The 15,007-nt window shown below is 60.2% G+C and carries 15 protein-coding genes; 3 read left to right on the top strand and 12 right to left on the bottom strand.

Annotated elements, in window-relative coordinates:
• Positions 1-79 precede the first annotated feature (79 nt).
• The 8 genes from betA to ABMC88_RS05610 form a co-directional block, all read right to left on the bottom strand.
• Positions 80-1,738: a choline dehydrogenase gene (betA, locus tag ABMC88_RS05645; RefSeq protein ID WP_349575865.1), complete on the bottom strand. Its 1,659-nt coding sequence runs from the start codon at positions 1,736-1,738 to the stop codon at positions 80-82.
• Positions 1,738-1,989 carry a DUF6552 family protein gene (locus ABMC88_RS05640; protein WP_349575864.1) on the bottom strand — a complete coding sequence of 84 codons (252 nt, stop codon included), beginning with the start codon at positions 1,987-1,989 and terminating at the stop codon, positions 1,738-1,740. The genes betA and ABMC88_RS05640 overlap by 1 nt, the downstream gene beginning before the upstream one ends.
• On the bottom strand, positions 1,989-3,440 hold the full coding sequence (gene betB, locus ABMC88_RS05635; protein WP_349575863.1) for a betaine-aldehyde dehydrogenase: 1,452 nt from the start codon (positions 3,438-3,440) through the stop codon (positions 1,989-1,991). The genes ABMC88_RS05640 and betB overlap by 1 nt, the downstream gene beginning before the upstream one ends.
• A 59-nt stretch (positions 3,441-3,499) precedes the next feature.
• On the bottom strand, positions 3,500-4,687 hold the full coding sequence (locus ABMC88_RS05630; RefSeq protein WP_349576135.1) for a BCCT family transporter: 1,188 nt from the start codon (positions 4,685-4,687) through the stop codon (positions 3,500-3,502).
• Positions 4,688-4,794: 107 nt separating this feature from the next.
• Positions 4,795-6,303, bottom strand: coding sequence for a choline-sulfatase (gene betC / locus ABMC88_RS05625; protein WP_349575862.1), 1,509 nt, complete (start codon positions 6,301-6,303; stop codon positions 4,795-4,797).
• Complete coding sequence (betI, locus tag ABMC88_RS05620; protein ID WP_349575861.1) at positions 6,300-6,869, bottom strand: choline-binding transcriptional repressor BetI; 570 nt, start codon at positions 6,867-6,869, stop codon at positions 6,300-6,302. Before betI ends, betC begins: the two co-directional genes overlap by 4 nt.
• Positions 6,870-6,939: 70 nt before the next feature.
• A complete protein-coding gene (locus ABMC88_RS05615; protein WP_349575860.1) occupies positions 6,940-7,842 on the bottom strand; it encodes a DMT family transporter in 903 nt (300 codons plus the stop codon).
• Positions 7,843-7,881: 39 nt separating this feature from the next.
• Positions 7,882-8,478: a LysE/ArgO family amino acid transporter gene (locus tag ABMC88_RS05610; RefSeq protein ID WP_349575859.1), complete on the bottom strand. Its 597-nt coding sequence runs from the start codon at positions 8,476-8,478 to the stop codon at positions 7,882-7,884.
• A 36-nt stretch (positions 8,479-8,514) separates the two neighbouring features.
• Here ABMC88_RS05610 and ABMC88_RS05605 point away from each other — a divergent pair, with 36 nt between their 5' ends.
• Entirely contained in the window at positions 8,515-8,757 is a 243-nt protein-coding gene (locus ABMC88_RS05605; protein WP_349575858.1) for a hypothetical protein, read from the top strand.
• A gap of 14 nt (positions 8,758-8,771) precedes the next feature.
• Positions 8,772-9,020 carry a hypothetical protein gene (locus ABMC88_RS05600; protein WP_349575857.1) on the top strand — a complete coding sequence of 83 codons (249 nt, stop codon included), beginning with the start codon at positions 8,772-8,774 and terminating at the stop codon, positions 9,018-9,020.
• Positions 9,021-9,102: 82 nt separating this feature from the next.
• On the opposite strand, the gene ABMC88_RS05595 is transcribed toward ABMC88_RS05600, so the two are convergent.
• Positions 9,103-9,846 (bottom strand): YebC/PmpR family DNA-binding transcriptional regulator, encoded by a 744-nt coding sequence (locus ABMC88_RS05595; RefSeq protein ID WP_349575856.1) that lies wholly within the window; start codon positions 9,844-9,846, stop codon positions 9,103-9,105.
• A gap of 244 nt (positions 9,847-10,090) precedes the next feature.
• On the opposite strand from ABMC88_RS05595, the gene ABMC88_RS05590 reads away from it, so the two are divergent.
• On the top strand, positions 10,091-11,863 hold the full coding sequence (locus tag ABMC88_RS05590) for an SLC13 family permease (protein WP_349575855.1): 1,773 nt from the start codon (positions 10,091-10,093) through the stop codon (positions 11,861-11,863).
• A 101-nt stretch (positions 11,864-11,964) separates the two neighbouring features.
• Here ABMC88_RS05590 and ABMC88_RS05585 read toward each other — a convergent pair whose 3' ends face one another.
• From ABMC88_RS05585 to ABMC88_RS05575, 3 genes are read right to left on the bottom strand one after another with little or no spacing between them, the layout of a single operon-like run.
• Positions 11,965-13,737, bottom strand: coding sequence for an SLC13 family permease (locus ABMC88_RS05585; RefSeq protein WP_349575854.1), 1,773 nt, complete (start codon positions 13,735-13,737; stop codon positions 11,965-11,967).
• 25 nt (positions 13,738-13,762) lie between these two features.
• Positions 13,763-14,116, bottom strand: coding sequence for a hypothetical protein (locus ABMC88_RS05580; protein ID WP_349575853.1), 354 nt, complete (start codon positions 14,114-14,116; stop codon positions 13,763-13,765).
• Positions 14,113-14,925, bottom strand: a complete 813-nt coding sequence (locus ABMC88_RS05575) for a TIGR00282 family metallophosphoesterase (protein ID WP_349575852.1) — start codon at positions 14,923-14,925, stop codon at positions 14,113-14,115. The genes ABMC88_RS05580 and ABMC88_RS05575 overlap by 4 nt, the downstream gene beginning before the upstream one ends.
• Positions 14,926-15,007: the final 82 nt, after the last annotated feature.

Raw genomic sequence — 15,007 nt, 5'->3', positions numbered from 1 at the left:
GCTCATAGCCTAGGCGGTTTAGGTGAAATAGTTAATAAAAAGTTAACAAACCTCGTTTTGGCGTGGCAAAATTAACCAATTACCGCTGCTCCGTCTCCCAATTCGGATGGATCCACGGCGTGTCATTCGACGCCGCCAAAGGATCACGGCCCAAGACATGGTCCGCCATCTTTTCACCCACCATAATCGACGGGCCATTCAGGTTCCCGTTGGTGATGCGCGGGAAGATCGAGCTGTCGACGACGCGCAGCCCCTCAACCCCGATCACGCGGCCTTGGCTATCAACCACGGCGTCTTTGTCGTCCGTGCGACCCATTTTGCAGGTGCCACAGGGGTGATAGGCGCTCTCGGCGTGTTCGCGCACAAAGGCGTCGATCTGGTCGTCGGTTTGCACATCCGCGCCCGGCTGGATTTCGTGTTTGACGAAGGGCTTGAACGCGTCCTGCGCAAAAATCTCTCGGGTCAGACGGATGCAGCGGCGCCATTCCTCCCAGTCATCGGGATGGGACATATAGTTAAAGTTAATGATTGGATTGTCGGAAGGATTTCCAGAGCGGAGCGAGACCCGCCCGCGTGATTTTGACCGCATCGGCCCAACATGGGCCTGAAAGCCGTGCCCCTCGGCCGCAGCCTGACCGTCATAGCGCACCGCGATGGGCAGGAAATGATACTGGATGTCAGGATAGGGAATGCCCGCACGGCTGCGGATGAACGCAGCACTCTCGAACTGGTTCGAAGCACCCATACCCTTTTTAAAGAAAAGCCACTGCGCCCCGATCACCGCTTTGGAGAAGATGTTCCAGTGTTTATAAAGCGTAATCGGCTGGCTGGCCGCCATCTGCATATAAACCTCCAGATGGTCCTGAAGGTTACCGCCCACGCCAGGGCGGTCCGCCACAACTTCGATCCCGTGCTCGGATAGATGCGCGGCGGGGCCGATCCCCGACAGCATCAACAGCTTGGGCGAGTTGATCGAGGACGCCGCCAGTAGAACTTCGCGCCGCGCACGGATAACTTCGGTCTTGCCACCGCGCAGCACTTCAACGCCGACGGCGCGGCCCTCTTCCATCACCACCTTTTGCGCCAAGGCGCGTGTGATGGTGACATTGTCGCGTTTCAGCGCAGGGCGCAGATAGGCATTCGCCGCAGACCAGCGGCGGCCCTTGTGAACGGTCTGCTCCATCGGGCCAAAGCCTTCTTGCTTTTCGCCGTTGTAGTCGTCGGTTGCCTCGTATCCCGCCTGTTTGCCTGCCTCGACAAAAGCCTTGAACAGCGGGTTTTCACGCGGACCACGGCTGACATGCAGCGGGCCGTTTTTGCCGCGCCAATAGCTGTCGCCGCCATGGCCGCTGTCGTGCCATGTCTCCATGCGGCGGAAGTAGGGCAGCACATCGGCATAGCTCCACCCGTCCGCGCCGCTGTCGCGCCAGTGGTCAAAGTCCATCGCGTGACCACGCACATAGACCATCCCGTTGATCGAGGACGATCCCCCGATCACTTTGCCCCGCGGCACAACCAGTTCACGGTTGTTCAGATGCGGCTCTGGCTCCGACATCAACCCCCAATCATATAGCGACATGTTCATCGGATAGCTCAGCGCGGCGGGCATCTGGATGAGCGGCCCCGCGTCGGTGCCGCCATGTTCGATCACCAGCACCGAGGCACCCGCCTCGCCCAGTCGGTAGGCCATCGCGCAGCCCGCGCTTCCCGCCCCTACAATTACAAAATCAGCTTCCATCAATTCGCACTCAGATAACCAGCAAGAAGGGAGATAAACGCCCCCACATGCACGACCATGATCGCACGGTCATTCCACATAACGCCGACCGCAAACCACAATGCAATTCCGGCAAAGAAGGCAAAGATGTTCCACGGCTGCCAGCCAAGTCCCGTCAGCCCGTAGCCGACCAGCTGAACAGCAGTCGCGATCCATTTCACAATATCGACCCGCGTCAGCTGCGAGGACGGGGCTGGCTGCATTTCTTGCATCAAAACGGCGCCTCCACATCGCCCATGCGCACGTAGACAGATTTGACCTGACTGTAGTGTTCGATTGCGGCTTTGGAGTTCTCTCGCCCTACGCCTGACGCCTTCACCCCGCCAAAGGGGGCCTCGACCGGTGCATCGTTATAGGAGTTGATGAAACAGGTGCCTGCCTCAAAAGCCGCAGCAACACGGTGCGCGCGGGTCAGATCGCGGGTAAACACACCTGCGGCCAGACCGAATTCGGTATCGTTAGCGCGGGCCATGACGTCTGCCTCGTCTTCGAAATCCAGCACCGCCATGACGGGGCCGAAAATCTCTTCGCGGGCGATGACCATGTCGTCAGTGACATCGGCAAAGACGGTGGGCTGCATGTAAAAGCCTTCGCCCTCAATCGCTTTGCCGCCATAGACCAGACGCGCACCTTCGGCTTCGCCCTTGGCAATATAGTCCAGCGCGATGTTCATCTGCGCTTCGGACACCATCGGGCCAAAGTTTGTGGCCTCGTCCATCGGGTCTCCGATAATGGCCGTGTCGAGCCGTTCGGACAGACGTTTCAGGAATGCTTCCTTGATGTCTTTGTGCACAAACACCCGCGTCCCGTTCGAACAGACCTGACCAGAGCTGTAGAAGTTGCCCAAGATCGCGCCCGAGACGGCGTTTTCAATGTCCGCATCCTCGAAGACGATCATAGGGGATTTACCGCCCAGCTCCATCGTGACGTGTTTCATTTCTGCTGCGGCGGCGGCGTATACCTTGCGCCCCGTCGGCACAGAGCCGGTGAGCGAGACTTTGTCCACACGCGGGTCGGTGACCAAAGCGGCACCAACGTCGCCCAAGCCCTGCACCACGTTATAAAGCCCTGCCGGCAGGCCTGCCTCGACCAAAATCTCGGCGACTTTCAAAGCGCAGAGCGGCGTTGTTTCGGACGGTTTGAAAATTACCGAGTTGCCGCAGGCCAGCGCGGGCGCACCCTTCCAGCAGGCGATTTGCGTGGGGTAGTTCCACGCGCCGATGCCCACACAAACGCCCAGCGCCTCGCGGCGGGTATAGACCCAATCCTCGCCCAGGGGGATGTGCTCTCCGGTCAGGGTCGCGGCCATGCCGCCGAAGTATTCGAGCGCATCTGCGCCAGAGGTCGCATCGGCAACGGAGGTTTCCTGATAGGGTTTGCCCGTGTCATATGTCTCAAGCACCGACAGGTCGTGATTGCGGTCCCGCATGATGTCCGCTGCGCGGCGCAAAATGCGTCCCCGCTCGGTCCCGCTCATCGCTGCCCAAGCGGCTTGGGCGCTCTTCGCTGCGGTCAGCGCGCGGTCGATTATGGCGGGGGTTGCTGCATGCACCCGCGCAATCACAGCGCCTGTGGCGGGATAGATCACATCGATCGGTGTGCCTGCGGTGTCTTCGACATATTCGCCATTGATGAAATGGCTGGCGGTGGGCTGGGTTTGCATGAAATCTCTCTTTTCTCAGATGTGGCCCCGCGCAGCACATCCGTGCGGGGCCGTAGGTTTTACATGGTGGAGTTAAGCGAAGCCGCCTGCCCGTCAAGGTTGGACATCTGCCCGCGCTTGACGAAGAACATATAGGCCAGCGCCGCCAGATAGATGCCGATCACCACGGTGCCGACCCACTGGATCTGCAACCACTGGCTCTGGAACAGCAGCGTCAGCACAAACAGGCCAATCGCGTTTGCCAGCACATAAGACACAGTGCCAAACCGCTCGGTCGTGAGGTTCAGGTTGTCGGTGTACAGACGGATCAGCGAGTCAAACGAGTTGATCACAAACACGATCCCCACCACGGTCATCGCCCAGTTGGGCAGACCCGCCGTGCCGATGCCGTTGAGGTGGTAGTAATACAGAACCGAGAACCACAGCGCCAAGGGAATGGACGGGAACACCAGCAAAGCCGCCAGCAGTTGGTACGTCTTCAGACCACCGACAAAGCGGCTCACGAATTGGCCGATCATGATGGACCACGCAAACCACCAGAACAGGTAGAACTCGTGATAATCCGTCAGCGGGATGATGAACTTGTGAATGTTCGCAAAATACCCGCCGATGTTGCTGGACGTGCTGGCCAGATCGCCCACGCTCATCCCGGCGTTCAGGAACATATAGGCGATAAGGGCAAAGAACAGCACCGTGGAGCTGACCGAGAGGACGCGCACGAACTTGAGGTCTGTGGAGCTGAAGGCAGCCACAAGGATCACAAGGAAGCAGATCAGGTAGAAGACTGGCAAGATCGTCTCACCGTCGCCCACTTCGGCAATATAATAGGGCATATAGATCAGGAACAGCGCGCCGGTAAACGCGCAGGTCGTGATGATCACGATGTTGTTGAGAATTTTCACCACCGGAATGTCAAAGAACTTCACCCGCGGTTCGATCGCACAGAAGTAGAAGGTCGTCAGGAAGTAAAAGGCCCAGATCAGAAAGCCCCAGAACCCGAACTCAAGCGCGAGCGGGTTGGTGAAGGCATAGGCAGGCTCGGTCGCGGTATCGGCATAAAGCGGATAGTCAAAGGCCAGCGGGAACATGATGAGGCCCACGTCGAGGCCGGAGGTGAACAGGATTGCGATGAAGGTGAACAGCGATACAGGCGTGGTGCCCGTCAGGGGCAGGTTCCACCATTTGATCACACAGAAGATCACCAGCGCAAAGGCAAGGATCACTCCGAACGAGATGATTGAGGTCAGCATTGTTTCGTCCCTAGAAAGTGTTGTCGGGTGCGTTATGAGACCTGCGGACCTGCACCCATCGGGGCCGCCGGTATATTGAACTCCCTTCGGGGGGAGATGCGTCGTTACTCCCCGCGCGGGAAGCGTTTGTTTTCTTCCAACACATTCAGGTCCATATGGTTGCGCATATAAGCCTCCGAGGCCATGCGCAGCGGTTGATAGTCCCACGGGAAATACCCGCCCGAGCGCAGCGCGTCGTAGACCACCCAGCGCCGCGCCTGCGATTTGCGCACATCCGCGTCGTAAGCGTCCAAATCCCAACGGGCGTCCGCCTTTGCCTGCAACTGGCTCAGCGTGCCTGCGTGGGCGGGCACCTCTGCCAGATTGGTCAGCTCATGCGGATCGGCGTCCAGATCGAACAATTGGTCGGGGTCCAACGCGCAGCGGTTGAACTTCCACTTACCATAGCGCAGCGAGACAAGCGGCGCATAGGAGGCTTCGGCGGCGTATTCCATCGCCACAGGTTCGGTCCTCTCAACCCCCTGCCCCATGGGCACAAGGCTTTGGCCCGTGGTCCACGGCATGATCTCGGACATATCCACGCCCGCCAGATCACATAAGGTCGGGCAGACGTCGATGTTGCTGACGGGGGTGGTGTGCAGCCCTGCCTCCATCTGGGGAGCGCTGATCATCAGGGGCACACGGGCGGAACCCTCGAAAAAGCTCATCTTGAACCACAGGCCGCGCTCTCCCAGCATGTCACCGTGGTCGGAGACAAAGAGGATGATCGCCTCTTGGCGCGTGTCCTCGAGGGTTTGCAAAATCTCGCCGATCTTGTCGTCGAGATAGCTGATGTTGGCGAAATAGGCGCGGCGCGAGCGGCGGATGTTTTCCTCGGTTATGTCGAACTCGCGCCAGTTGTTGGCGTCGAAGATGCGCTGGCTGTGCGGGTCGTGGTCGTCATAGTCCATGGCGGGGACCTCGGGCAGCAGATGTTCGCAATCCTCATAGAGGTCCCAGTATTTCTTGCGTGCCACGTAAGGATCGTGCGGGTGCGTAAAGCTGGCCGTCAGGCACCATGGCCGCGCATCCATACCGCGCGACAGCTCGTATATCTTGCGCGTCGCCTCATAGGCGACGGCATCGTCATATTCCATCTGGTTAGAGGTCTCGGCCACGCCTGCGCCTGTGACCGACCCCATGTTGTGATACCACCAGTCGATCCGCTCACCGGGTTTGCGGTAGTCGGGGGTCCAGCCGAAATCGGCGGGATAGATGTCGGTGGTCAGGCGGTCCTCGAACCCGTGCAGCTGGTCGGGCCCGACGAAATGCATCTTGCCCGACAGGCAGGTGTAATATCCTGCGCGGCGCAGATGGTGCGCATAAGTGGGGATCGAGGACGCGAACTCGGCCGCGTTGTCATAGACGCCCGTAGCGCTGGGCAATTGGCCCGACATGAACGCGGCCCGACCGGGGGCGCAGAGCGGCGAGGCGGTATAGGCGTTTTTGAAGCGGGTCGAGCGTGCCGCCAGCTTCTTGAGGTTGGGCGCGTGCAACCAGTCGGCAGGGCCATCGGGGAACAGCGTGCCGTTGAGTTGGTCAACCATCAGGATCAGGATATTGGGCTGGGTCATGGTGTGTCCTTGAGGATGTCTGACAAAGCGCCCAATGCTGTCGCCTTGGCCGATGCGGCGTTCTTGGAAAAGGCGGCCCGCAGGTAGAGCCCGTCGATCAGGGCGGCAATAACCTCGGCATGGGCTTCGGGCGTGGGGCTGATCGGGCGCAGGGCGTGGCGCAGATTACTGCGCAGGCGCGACTGGTAGAGGGCGAGCAGCGCTTGCGTCTCGGGCTGCGTAGCAGCGCCGGCATAAAGCGTCATCCATGCACTGACCGTAGCGGGGGCAAAGCAGGTATGGTCGAAACTCGCCACGATAATCGCCTCGGCCCGCGCACGCGGGGTTCGGGCGCGGTGCAAATGGTGGCGCACCACGGTGCCGTATTCGCGCAGGATATGGCGCATGGCGGCGCTGAATATCTGGGTCTTGCCGCCGAAATAATGATGCGCCAGCGCGGTGGACATGCCTGCCGTCTTGGCGATTTGCCCTACGGTTACATCCAGCGACTGCGCACGCCCTACCTCTGCAATGGTGGCCTGCACCAAAGAGGCACGGCGCAGCGGTTCCATCCCCAGTTTGGGCATCAGATTCGGATCATTTTCAACATAGGCGCAAGGGTGTCGGTTTTAGATTGACCCGTCAATCAATAAAACCTCAGCCCTTTGTCGCCACCGCATCAGGTGTCACGCTACGCTTTAGCATGGCTTCGCGCCACGTGATAAACGTGACCGAACCTAGGATGACAATGCCGCCCAAGACCACCCAGATATCAATGGCTTCATCGAACCACACCACGCCCAGCGCTGTGGCCCAGACAAGTTGTAGGAAGGTCACGGGCTGCGTCACCGTCATGGGTGCAGCAGCAAAGGCCATCGTCATCGTATAATGCCCCGCCGTGGCGAAACAGGCCACAGCCGCAAGATACGCCAGCTCTGTCCCCGTGGGGGTGATCCAGTCGGCGGCGGCAAAAGGAACCAGCCCGATGGTCACAAAGATCGACAGCATGGCGACTACGATGCCAGGTTTCACCTCGTCCGCCAAGACTTTGGCCACCAGATAACTGCCCGCAAAGACCACCGCCGCCAGCAGCATCGCCATATGCCCGTCCGATACCTCGCGAAAGCCCGGGCGCAGGATGATCGCCGCCCCCGCCAGCCCCATCAGCACCGCAATGATGCGCCGTGCGGCCAAACGCTCGCCCAGAAACAGCGCGGCGCCGATGGTGACATAGATCGGCGCAAGATAGTTCATGGCAGTGACCTCGGCGATGGGGATGCGCACCATGGCGTAGAACCACAAAATCACGCCCCCCGCATGGCACACCCCGCGCAGGCCGAACAGGCGCCATTGGCGGCCGGTCAGATGGGCGGCGAATATCGACCTCAGCGAGGGCAGCAAAAACACCAACCCCATGGCATAGCGCAGGAACGCAGCCTCCCCCGGAGGCAGGCGCGGGCCCATGGTTTTAACCAGTGCGGTCACAAGGATGAAACACAGCCCCGTGACCAGCATCCAGAAGATACCTGTCATCGGGCGGGAAGGAGTGCGGGTGGTCATACCGCTAACTGAGCGTAATATTCCAAGTAGTGCAAGCGGTTAAAGCAAAAGAAGGCTCGCCGCGATGGCCCACATGGTCAACGCAATCCCGCCGTCCAGTATGCGCCAGCTGACGGGATTGGCAAAAAGCGGCTCTAACAACCGTGCGCCGTAGCCCAGCGCGAAAAAGAAAGTGATGCTGGCCAGCACGGCCCCTGCCCCAAACGCCAACCGATCATCATACTGCGCCGAGATCGACCCGATCAGCACAAGCGTGTCCAGATAGACATGCGGGTTCAGAAACGTGATCGTGAGCAGGATCAGCAAGGTCTGGCCCAACGGTTTGGGATCAGCGCGTGCGGCCTCAAGCGTGCTTCCGCCGCGCCACGCGCTTTTTGCATTCATAAAGCCGTAGACGATCAGAAACGCCGCGCCGCCATAACGCATGACCGTTTCGAACCAGGGCACCGCCTCGGCCAGAGCGCCAAAACCCGCCACGCCCGCTGCGATCAACAGCGCATCGGAAACACCGCAGGTCAGGCATACCCAGAACACATGCTCGCGCCGCAACCCCTGCCGCAGGACAAAAGCGTTCTGCGCGCCAATCGCCACGATCAACGACAGGCTGAGGAGAAATCCGGGGACAAAGGCGTTCATTATATCTGGTATCCTGCTTCGGCTCGGTACAGTGCTATGCAGCAGCCCCGCATTTGTCGAGCGGGAACAGCAGAGCCCGCAATTGCGTTCCGCGCGCGATGGCTGATTGTGGCTTTTCGCAAAATATCCGGCGAAAATTCACTGAAATATCTTTCATTTATTACAGCCGGTTATGGCCAATACGTAAAATTACAAAAATATTTCACCGCTTCACATGAAACTGAACAGCTAGCTCTGGCGTATGTACATCAGAACACCTATCTGCCCTATCAAAGATAAAGGAAAAAAAGCAGATGACCGACACCCTTAAAAAGCTGGAAATCAGCGCAGATGAACTGGAACTGATCGCGTGCGCGCTTGAGACCCAGAGCAAAATCTTGCGGATGCAGGCCCATGCTGGTGGAAGCGGGTCACAGGAACGACTGAACGCAGTCAAGCGTCTGCTGGCTACGATTTCACAGCAGCGCGAAACACCCCAAGCGCCCCGTCCGCCCCAAACAGGGGTATGGGGTATTTTGCGGTCCTTGGGGCAAGCAGTCTGACCACAGACCCATAGAACGCCAAACGCCGCGACACATTGTGTGCGCGGCGTTTTTATATGTGCTGGGGTGATGTGGTGCGCTGTTATTCCAGCGCTTCCATCACCTCGTCCGAGGCCTCGAAGTTGGCCGTGACGCGCTGCACGTCGTCATCATCTTCCAGCGCATCAATCAGCTTCATCAGCTTTTGCATGCCCTCAAGGTCCATCTCGGTTGTGGTGGTCGGACGCCAGATCAGCTTGGTCGACAGGCTCTCGCCCAGCTCTTTTTCAAGCGCGTTGGACACATCGTTGAGGTCCGTATCGGCGCAATATACCGTATGCCCGTCTTCAGTGCTTTCGACATCTTCGGCGCCTGCCTCGATCGCGGCCATCATGACGGTGTCGGCATCGCCAACATCCGCGCCGTAAACCACCTCGCCCTTGCGGTCGAACATAAAGCCGACGCTGCCTGTCTCACCCAGATTGCCACCGTATTTGGTGAAGGTAGAGCGCACGGTCGAGGCGGTGCGGTTGCGGTTGTCTGTCATCGTCTCGACGATCACGGCCACACCGTTGGTGCCATAGCCCTCATAGCGGATTTCTTCGTAATCTTCCGCATCGCCCCCCGTCGCCTTCTTGATCGCGCGGTCGATGTTGTCTTTCGGCATCGAGGCCTGCTTGGCCTCTTTCACCGCAAGACGCAGGCGCGGGTTCTTGTCAGGATCGGGCTCGCCCATCTTGGCGGCTACTGTGATCTCTTTCGAGAACTTCGAGAACATTTTCGAGCGCAGTTTGTCCTGACGCCCCTTGCGGTGCTGGATATTTGCCCATTTGGAATGGCCTGCCATGGATCGTCTCCGTTTCGTGTACCTATTTCAGCCGCGCTTATACGGTAGCGGATGCATCGGGGGCAAGGCTCACGTCTGCGGGATTTCTTCGTCCATGATCCTGCACTTTGTGATCTGGACATGGCGATGCGGGGGCCGATCCGCAGCTGCACGGGCACTTTTATGTCCAACAGCGCGGGAACCGGCCGCTTGGTCATCGTCATTCCCCCTTGCTCTTGGATTCTCTGTGCAACATGGTGCGCGGATGACCCAAGACCAGATAATCCTCTTCGCGCTCTTCGGAGCTGTTTTCGGCCTGCTTTTGTGGGGCCGCTTTCGCTATGACATTGTTGCCTTTTCCGCGCTGATGGCCGGTGTTGTGCTGGGCGTAGTCGACAGCAAAGACGCCTTTAACGGCTTTGGCCACCCCGCCACGCTGGTGGTGGCACTGGTGCTTGTCGTCTCGGCGGGGCTTGTCCGCTCTGGCGCGGTGCTGCTGATTACGCGCACGCTGGTCGATGCCTCGCGATCGCTTGGGGCGCATATCACGCTGATGGGCGCTGTGGGCGGGATTCTGTCGGCCTTTATGAACAATGTCGCGGCCCTTGCCCTGCTGATGCCTGTCGACATCCAGACCGCCCGCAAGGCTGGCCGCGCACCCGGCCTGTCGCTGATGCCGCTGTCGTTTGCCACGATCCTTGGCGGCATGGTCACGCTGATCGGCACGCCGCCCAACATCATCATCGCCGCCATCCGCGAAGAATCGCTCGGCGCGCCGTTCAAGATGTTCGACTTTGCGCCCGTTGGCGGCGTTGCAGCGATCGCGGGCCTCGCCTTTGTCGCCCTTGTCGGCTGGCGGCTGATCCCCGCCCGCGATGACGGCAGCATCAGCGCCGAAGACCTGGACGCCTATATCGCCGAGCTGGTCGTGCCCGATGACAGCAAACACATCGGCAAGCGCCTGTCCGAACTGGAAGACACAGCCGACAAGGCGGATGTCACTATCATCGGCCTGATGCGCGACGGCAAGCGCCGCTATGGCCGCGCCCAGAACGCACAGCTGCAAGCAGGCGATGCACTGGTTCTGGAAGCCACCCCCGATGCGCTCGACGAATTCCGCTCGACCCTCGATCTAGGTGTCGCTGACCAGTTGCGCGAAGAACGCCTGCGTGCAGACGGCGACGGCGTCGAGATTATCGAAGTCGTCGTCACGGCAGAAAGCCGCCTTGCAGGGCGCACGACGCAATCCGTCGGCCTCGCGTGGCGGCAACGCACAGTCCTGTTGGGCATCTCGCGGCGCGGCAAAAAGATCACGGCACAACTGCGCAAAACCACGCTAGAGACGGGCGACATCCTGCTGCTGCTGGTCCCGCGTGACACGGGCGCGGACGTGACCGAATGGCTCGGCGTTCTCCCGCTCGCCGACCGCGGCCTCGCGGTGACGGAAAACAGCAAAGTCTGGCTTGCCATAGGGCTTTTTGCAGGCGCAGTTGTCGCCGCATCCCTTGGCCTTATCTATCTACCTATCGCTTTAGGCATCGTGGTCGTCGCCTATGTGCTGGCCAAAATCGTCCCCCTGTCCGAGCTTTACACACATATCGAATGGCCCGTTGTCGTACTCCTTGGCTCGATGATCCCGCTCGGCGCAGCACTCGAAAAATCGGGCGGCACAGAACTGATCGCAGGCTCGCTGGTCAACCTCACCCAAGGCATGCCCGCATGGGCCGTCCTGACAGTGTTAATGATTGTCACAATGACCCTCTCCGATGTCCTTAACAACACCGCAACAACAATCGTTGCGGCCCCCGTTGGCATCCAGATGGCCCAGACCCTCGATGTAAACCCGGACCCCTTCCTCATGGCTGTCGCCATCGCGGCCTCCTCGGCCTTCCTCACCCCCATCGGCCACAAGAACAACACGCTGATCCTTGGCCCGGGCGGCTATGGCTTCGGTGACTACTGGCGCATCGGCCTGCCGCTCGAAATCATCGTCGTCGCCGTCTCGATCCCCGCCATCCTCGTCTTCTGGCCCCTCTGAAGAAGCGCACAGCCAACACCGCGCCCCTTCTTCATTTTGCCCTTAACCTCCGGAGGTCTGGAGGCAGAGCCTCCATAGGGCGCGCAAGCGCCCTTCAAAGCTCACCAGATCAACGGAATAACCGCACTAGCGATCAGCGACATCGACAGGTTCAGCGGTATCCCCACCCGCATAAAGTCGGTAAACTTATATCCGCCCGGCCCGTAGACCAGCGTGTTCGTCTGATACCCGATGGGCGTGGCAAAAGCACAAGACGCCGCGATCATCACCGCCACCACCAATGCCCGCGCATCGATGCCCAATGCCGCCGCCAGCGAAATCGCAATCGGCGTCATAATCACCGCCACCGCATTGTTCGATACAATCTCGGTAAACACCGTCGTCATCAGGAACACACAGAAGATCACCACCGCAGGCGGCATCCCCCCCAGCGCAGGCGCAACCGCATCCACAATCAGTTGCACCGCTCCTGTGTGCTGCAACGCAGCCCCCACACAAAGCATCGAGAAAATCAGCGCCAGCAAGCGCCCGTCGATGAAGGAGAACGCCTCGTCCGCGTCGATGCACCCCGTGACCAGCACCACCGCGACTGCAATCACCGCGAGCATCAAGATGGGCGCGACGCCAAGGGCCGCCAGAACCACAATCGCCGCCAAAGCCCCGATCGCAATGGGCGCGTGGCCGCGGCGGTAGGCACGTTGCGAGGGCGTGCTGACGTCGACCATATCCATCTCGACCGCGAGGCGCTGAATATCCTCGCGGGCCCCTTCCAACAGCAGCGTATCGCCCACGCGCACCACCAGATCATCCAGCTGCCGTCCGATGTTCTGGTTGCGGCGATGCACCGCCAGCGGATACACCCCGTACCGCCGCCGCAGACGCAGCGCGCCCAAACTGCGACCGATCATCTTGCACCCGGGTGTAATCAGCACCTCCACCGTGTTCGTCTCCACAGCCGAGACCTGATCCACGCGCTTTAACTCGGGCGTGGCCTGAAGGCTCAGCAATTCCGACATCTGCGTGCGCAGCACCACACGGTCGCCCGTTTGCAAGACGACATCCGCCAAATTGCGCCGCAAGGACGCATCGCCGCGCACAACGTCAATCAGCCGCACACCGTCGCGTTTAAACAGCTTTACGTCCAGCACTTCGCGGCCAATCAAGTTGCTTTCCGGCGGGATCACGGCTTCGGAGAAGAACTTCATCTTGCTGCGATCACTCAGCATCCCCGCCATGCTGTCCCGCTCGGGCAGCAGGCGGCGGCCTATAGTCGCCATATAGATCAGTCCCCAAGTACAGACGACCAGCCCGATGGGCAGGATCTCGAATATCCCGAAAGGCTCCAGCCCCTGCCCGCGTGCGACCCCGTCCACCAACAGGTTCGTCGAGGTCCCGATCAGCGTGAGCGAGCCGCCCATGATCGCGGCATAACTCAGCGGGATCAGCAGCTTGGAGGCTTTGGTGCCCAATGTCTTGCTGAGCTGCACCACGACAGGGATCATCACCACCACAACAGGCGTGTTGTTCATGATGGCCGAGGCCCCCATGACCGACAGAATCACGCCCACCACGGCCATCTTGGGATTGGTGCGGGCATAGCGTTCGGCCATTTGCGTCAAAACCTCGAGCGCGCCTGTCCGCACCAGCGCCCCCATCACGATGAACATCGCGGCGATCGTCCAAGGGGCCGAATTCGACAGCACCATGCGCGCATCTTCATAGGGCAGCAGCCCCATCGCCAGCAGCGATGCCGCCCCGCTCAGCGCGACAACCTCGGTCGGCAAGGTTTCACGCAGGAAAAGGATGAACATTACCGCGACAACGGTCAGCGCAAGGACCGCTTGCGAGAATTGCGAAAGCTCGAACATAGACATAGGTTCCGTTCCCGTTCTGCGGGCCTCAAGTGTTGCCGACAAGCGGCCCGTCTGCAAGCGGTGCTTTTGTGCGCGGCTGTGCCGGATATACGCCGAAACGCAGGCCCGGCAAGCGGCGAGCGGTGAAATGCGCATTCCCGTTGGCAGGGGCGCACAGGGAAATCGCGCTCGGCAGCGGGGAAGTGTCCGGCCGACATAGAACAGCCATCAACGCCGCGCCCGGAATGTTTTGCCAAACCAGCACCCCGAAGGAGCCATAGCCTGTGTCCACCGCGATCTTGCCCAGCGATTGTGCCGCCCCCCAGCCCGCGCCCATAACCACCAGAAAGGCACTGAACAGCAGCACCTTGAGGCGGCGCAGCGCGGGGCGCGGGGTCACGGGGCGCTCTGTTGCAATTTGCCGCCTTGGCGCACGGGCACCACGCGGGTGGCGCGGCCCGTCTTGTCGTCTGTCTCGATGTAGACGCCCGACAGGGTCGCCTCTCCGCCAGCGGGGGTAAAGCGTTCCTTGGGCATCCCCGTGATGAACCGGTTCAGCGGCTCTTTCTTGTCCATCCCGATGACGGAGTTGTAGTCGCCACACATGCCCGCATCGCTTAGGTAAGCGGTGCCTGCGGGCAGGATCATCGCGTCGGATGTGGGCACATGGGTGTGGGTGCCGACAACAAGGCTGGCGCGGCCATCACACCAATGCCCCATCGCCATCTTCTCAGAGGTCGCCTCGCAATGCATGTCAACGATGATCGCGTTGGCCATGCCGCCCAGCGGGTGCGTTTTGAACACCGCATCCAGCGCCGAGAACGGATCATCGAACGGGCGTTTCATAAACACCTGCCCCAAGGCTTGCGTCACCAAGACCTGCTTGCCCGTGCGGGTTTTGAACAATCGCGCGCCCTTGCCCGGCGCGTTTTTCGAAAAGTTCAGCGGGCGGATCACCCGCGGCTCTTGCGCGATAAAGGTCAGCATGTCCTTTTGATCAAACGCATGATCGCCCAGCGTCAGACAATCGGCCCCTGCCTCAAGCAGCGTCTTGGCATGGGCGCCCGACAGGCCCATCCCCGAGGTCGCGTTTTCGCCATTCACCACGACAAAATCGAGCTTCCATTCACTGCGCAAGCGGGGGAGGTTTTCGGTAATGGCACGGCGCCCTGCGCGGCCCATCACGTCTCCGAGAAAGAGTATTTTCATAGCGGTAGGGCTAGCCCCGCAAGGCGCGTGGTGCAAGTGTCAAGCGTCTCGCATCGCCGATGCGCGGGTGTTTTTCAAAAGT

Origin of the sequence: Sulfitobacter aquimarinus, assembly GCF_040149565.1 — a bacterium.
Taxonomy (GTDB): Bacteria; Pseudomonadota; Alphaproteobacteria; order Rhodobacterales; family Rhodobacteraceae; genus Sulfitobacter; species Sulfitobacter aquimarinus.
This window is presented reverse-complemented; position numbering and strand designations above follow the sequence as displayed.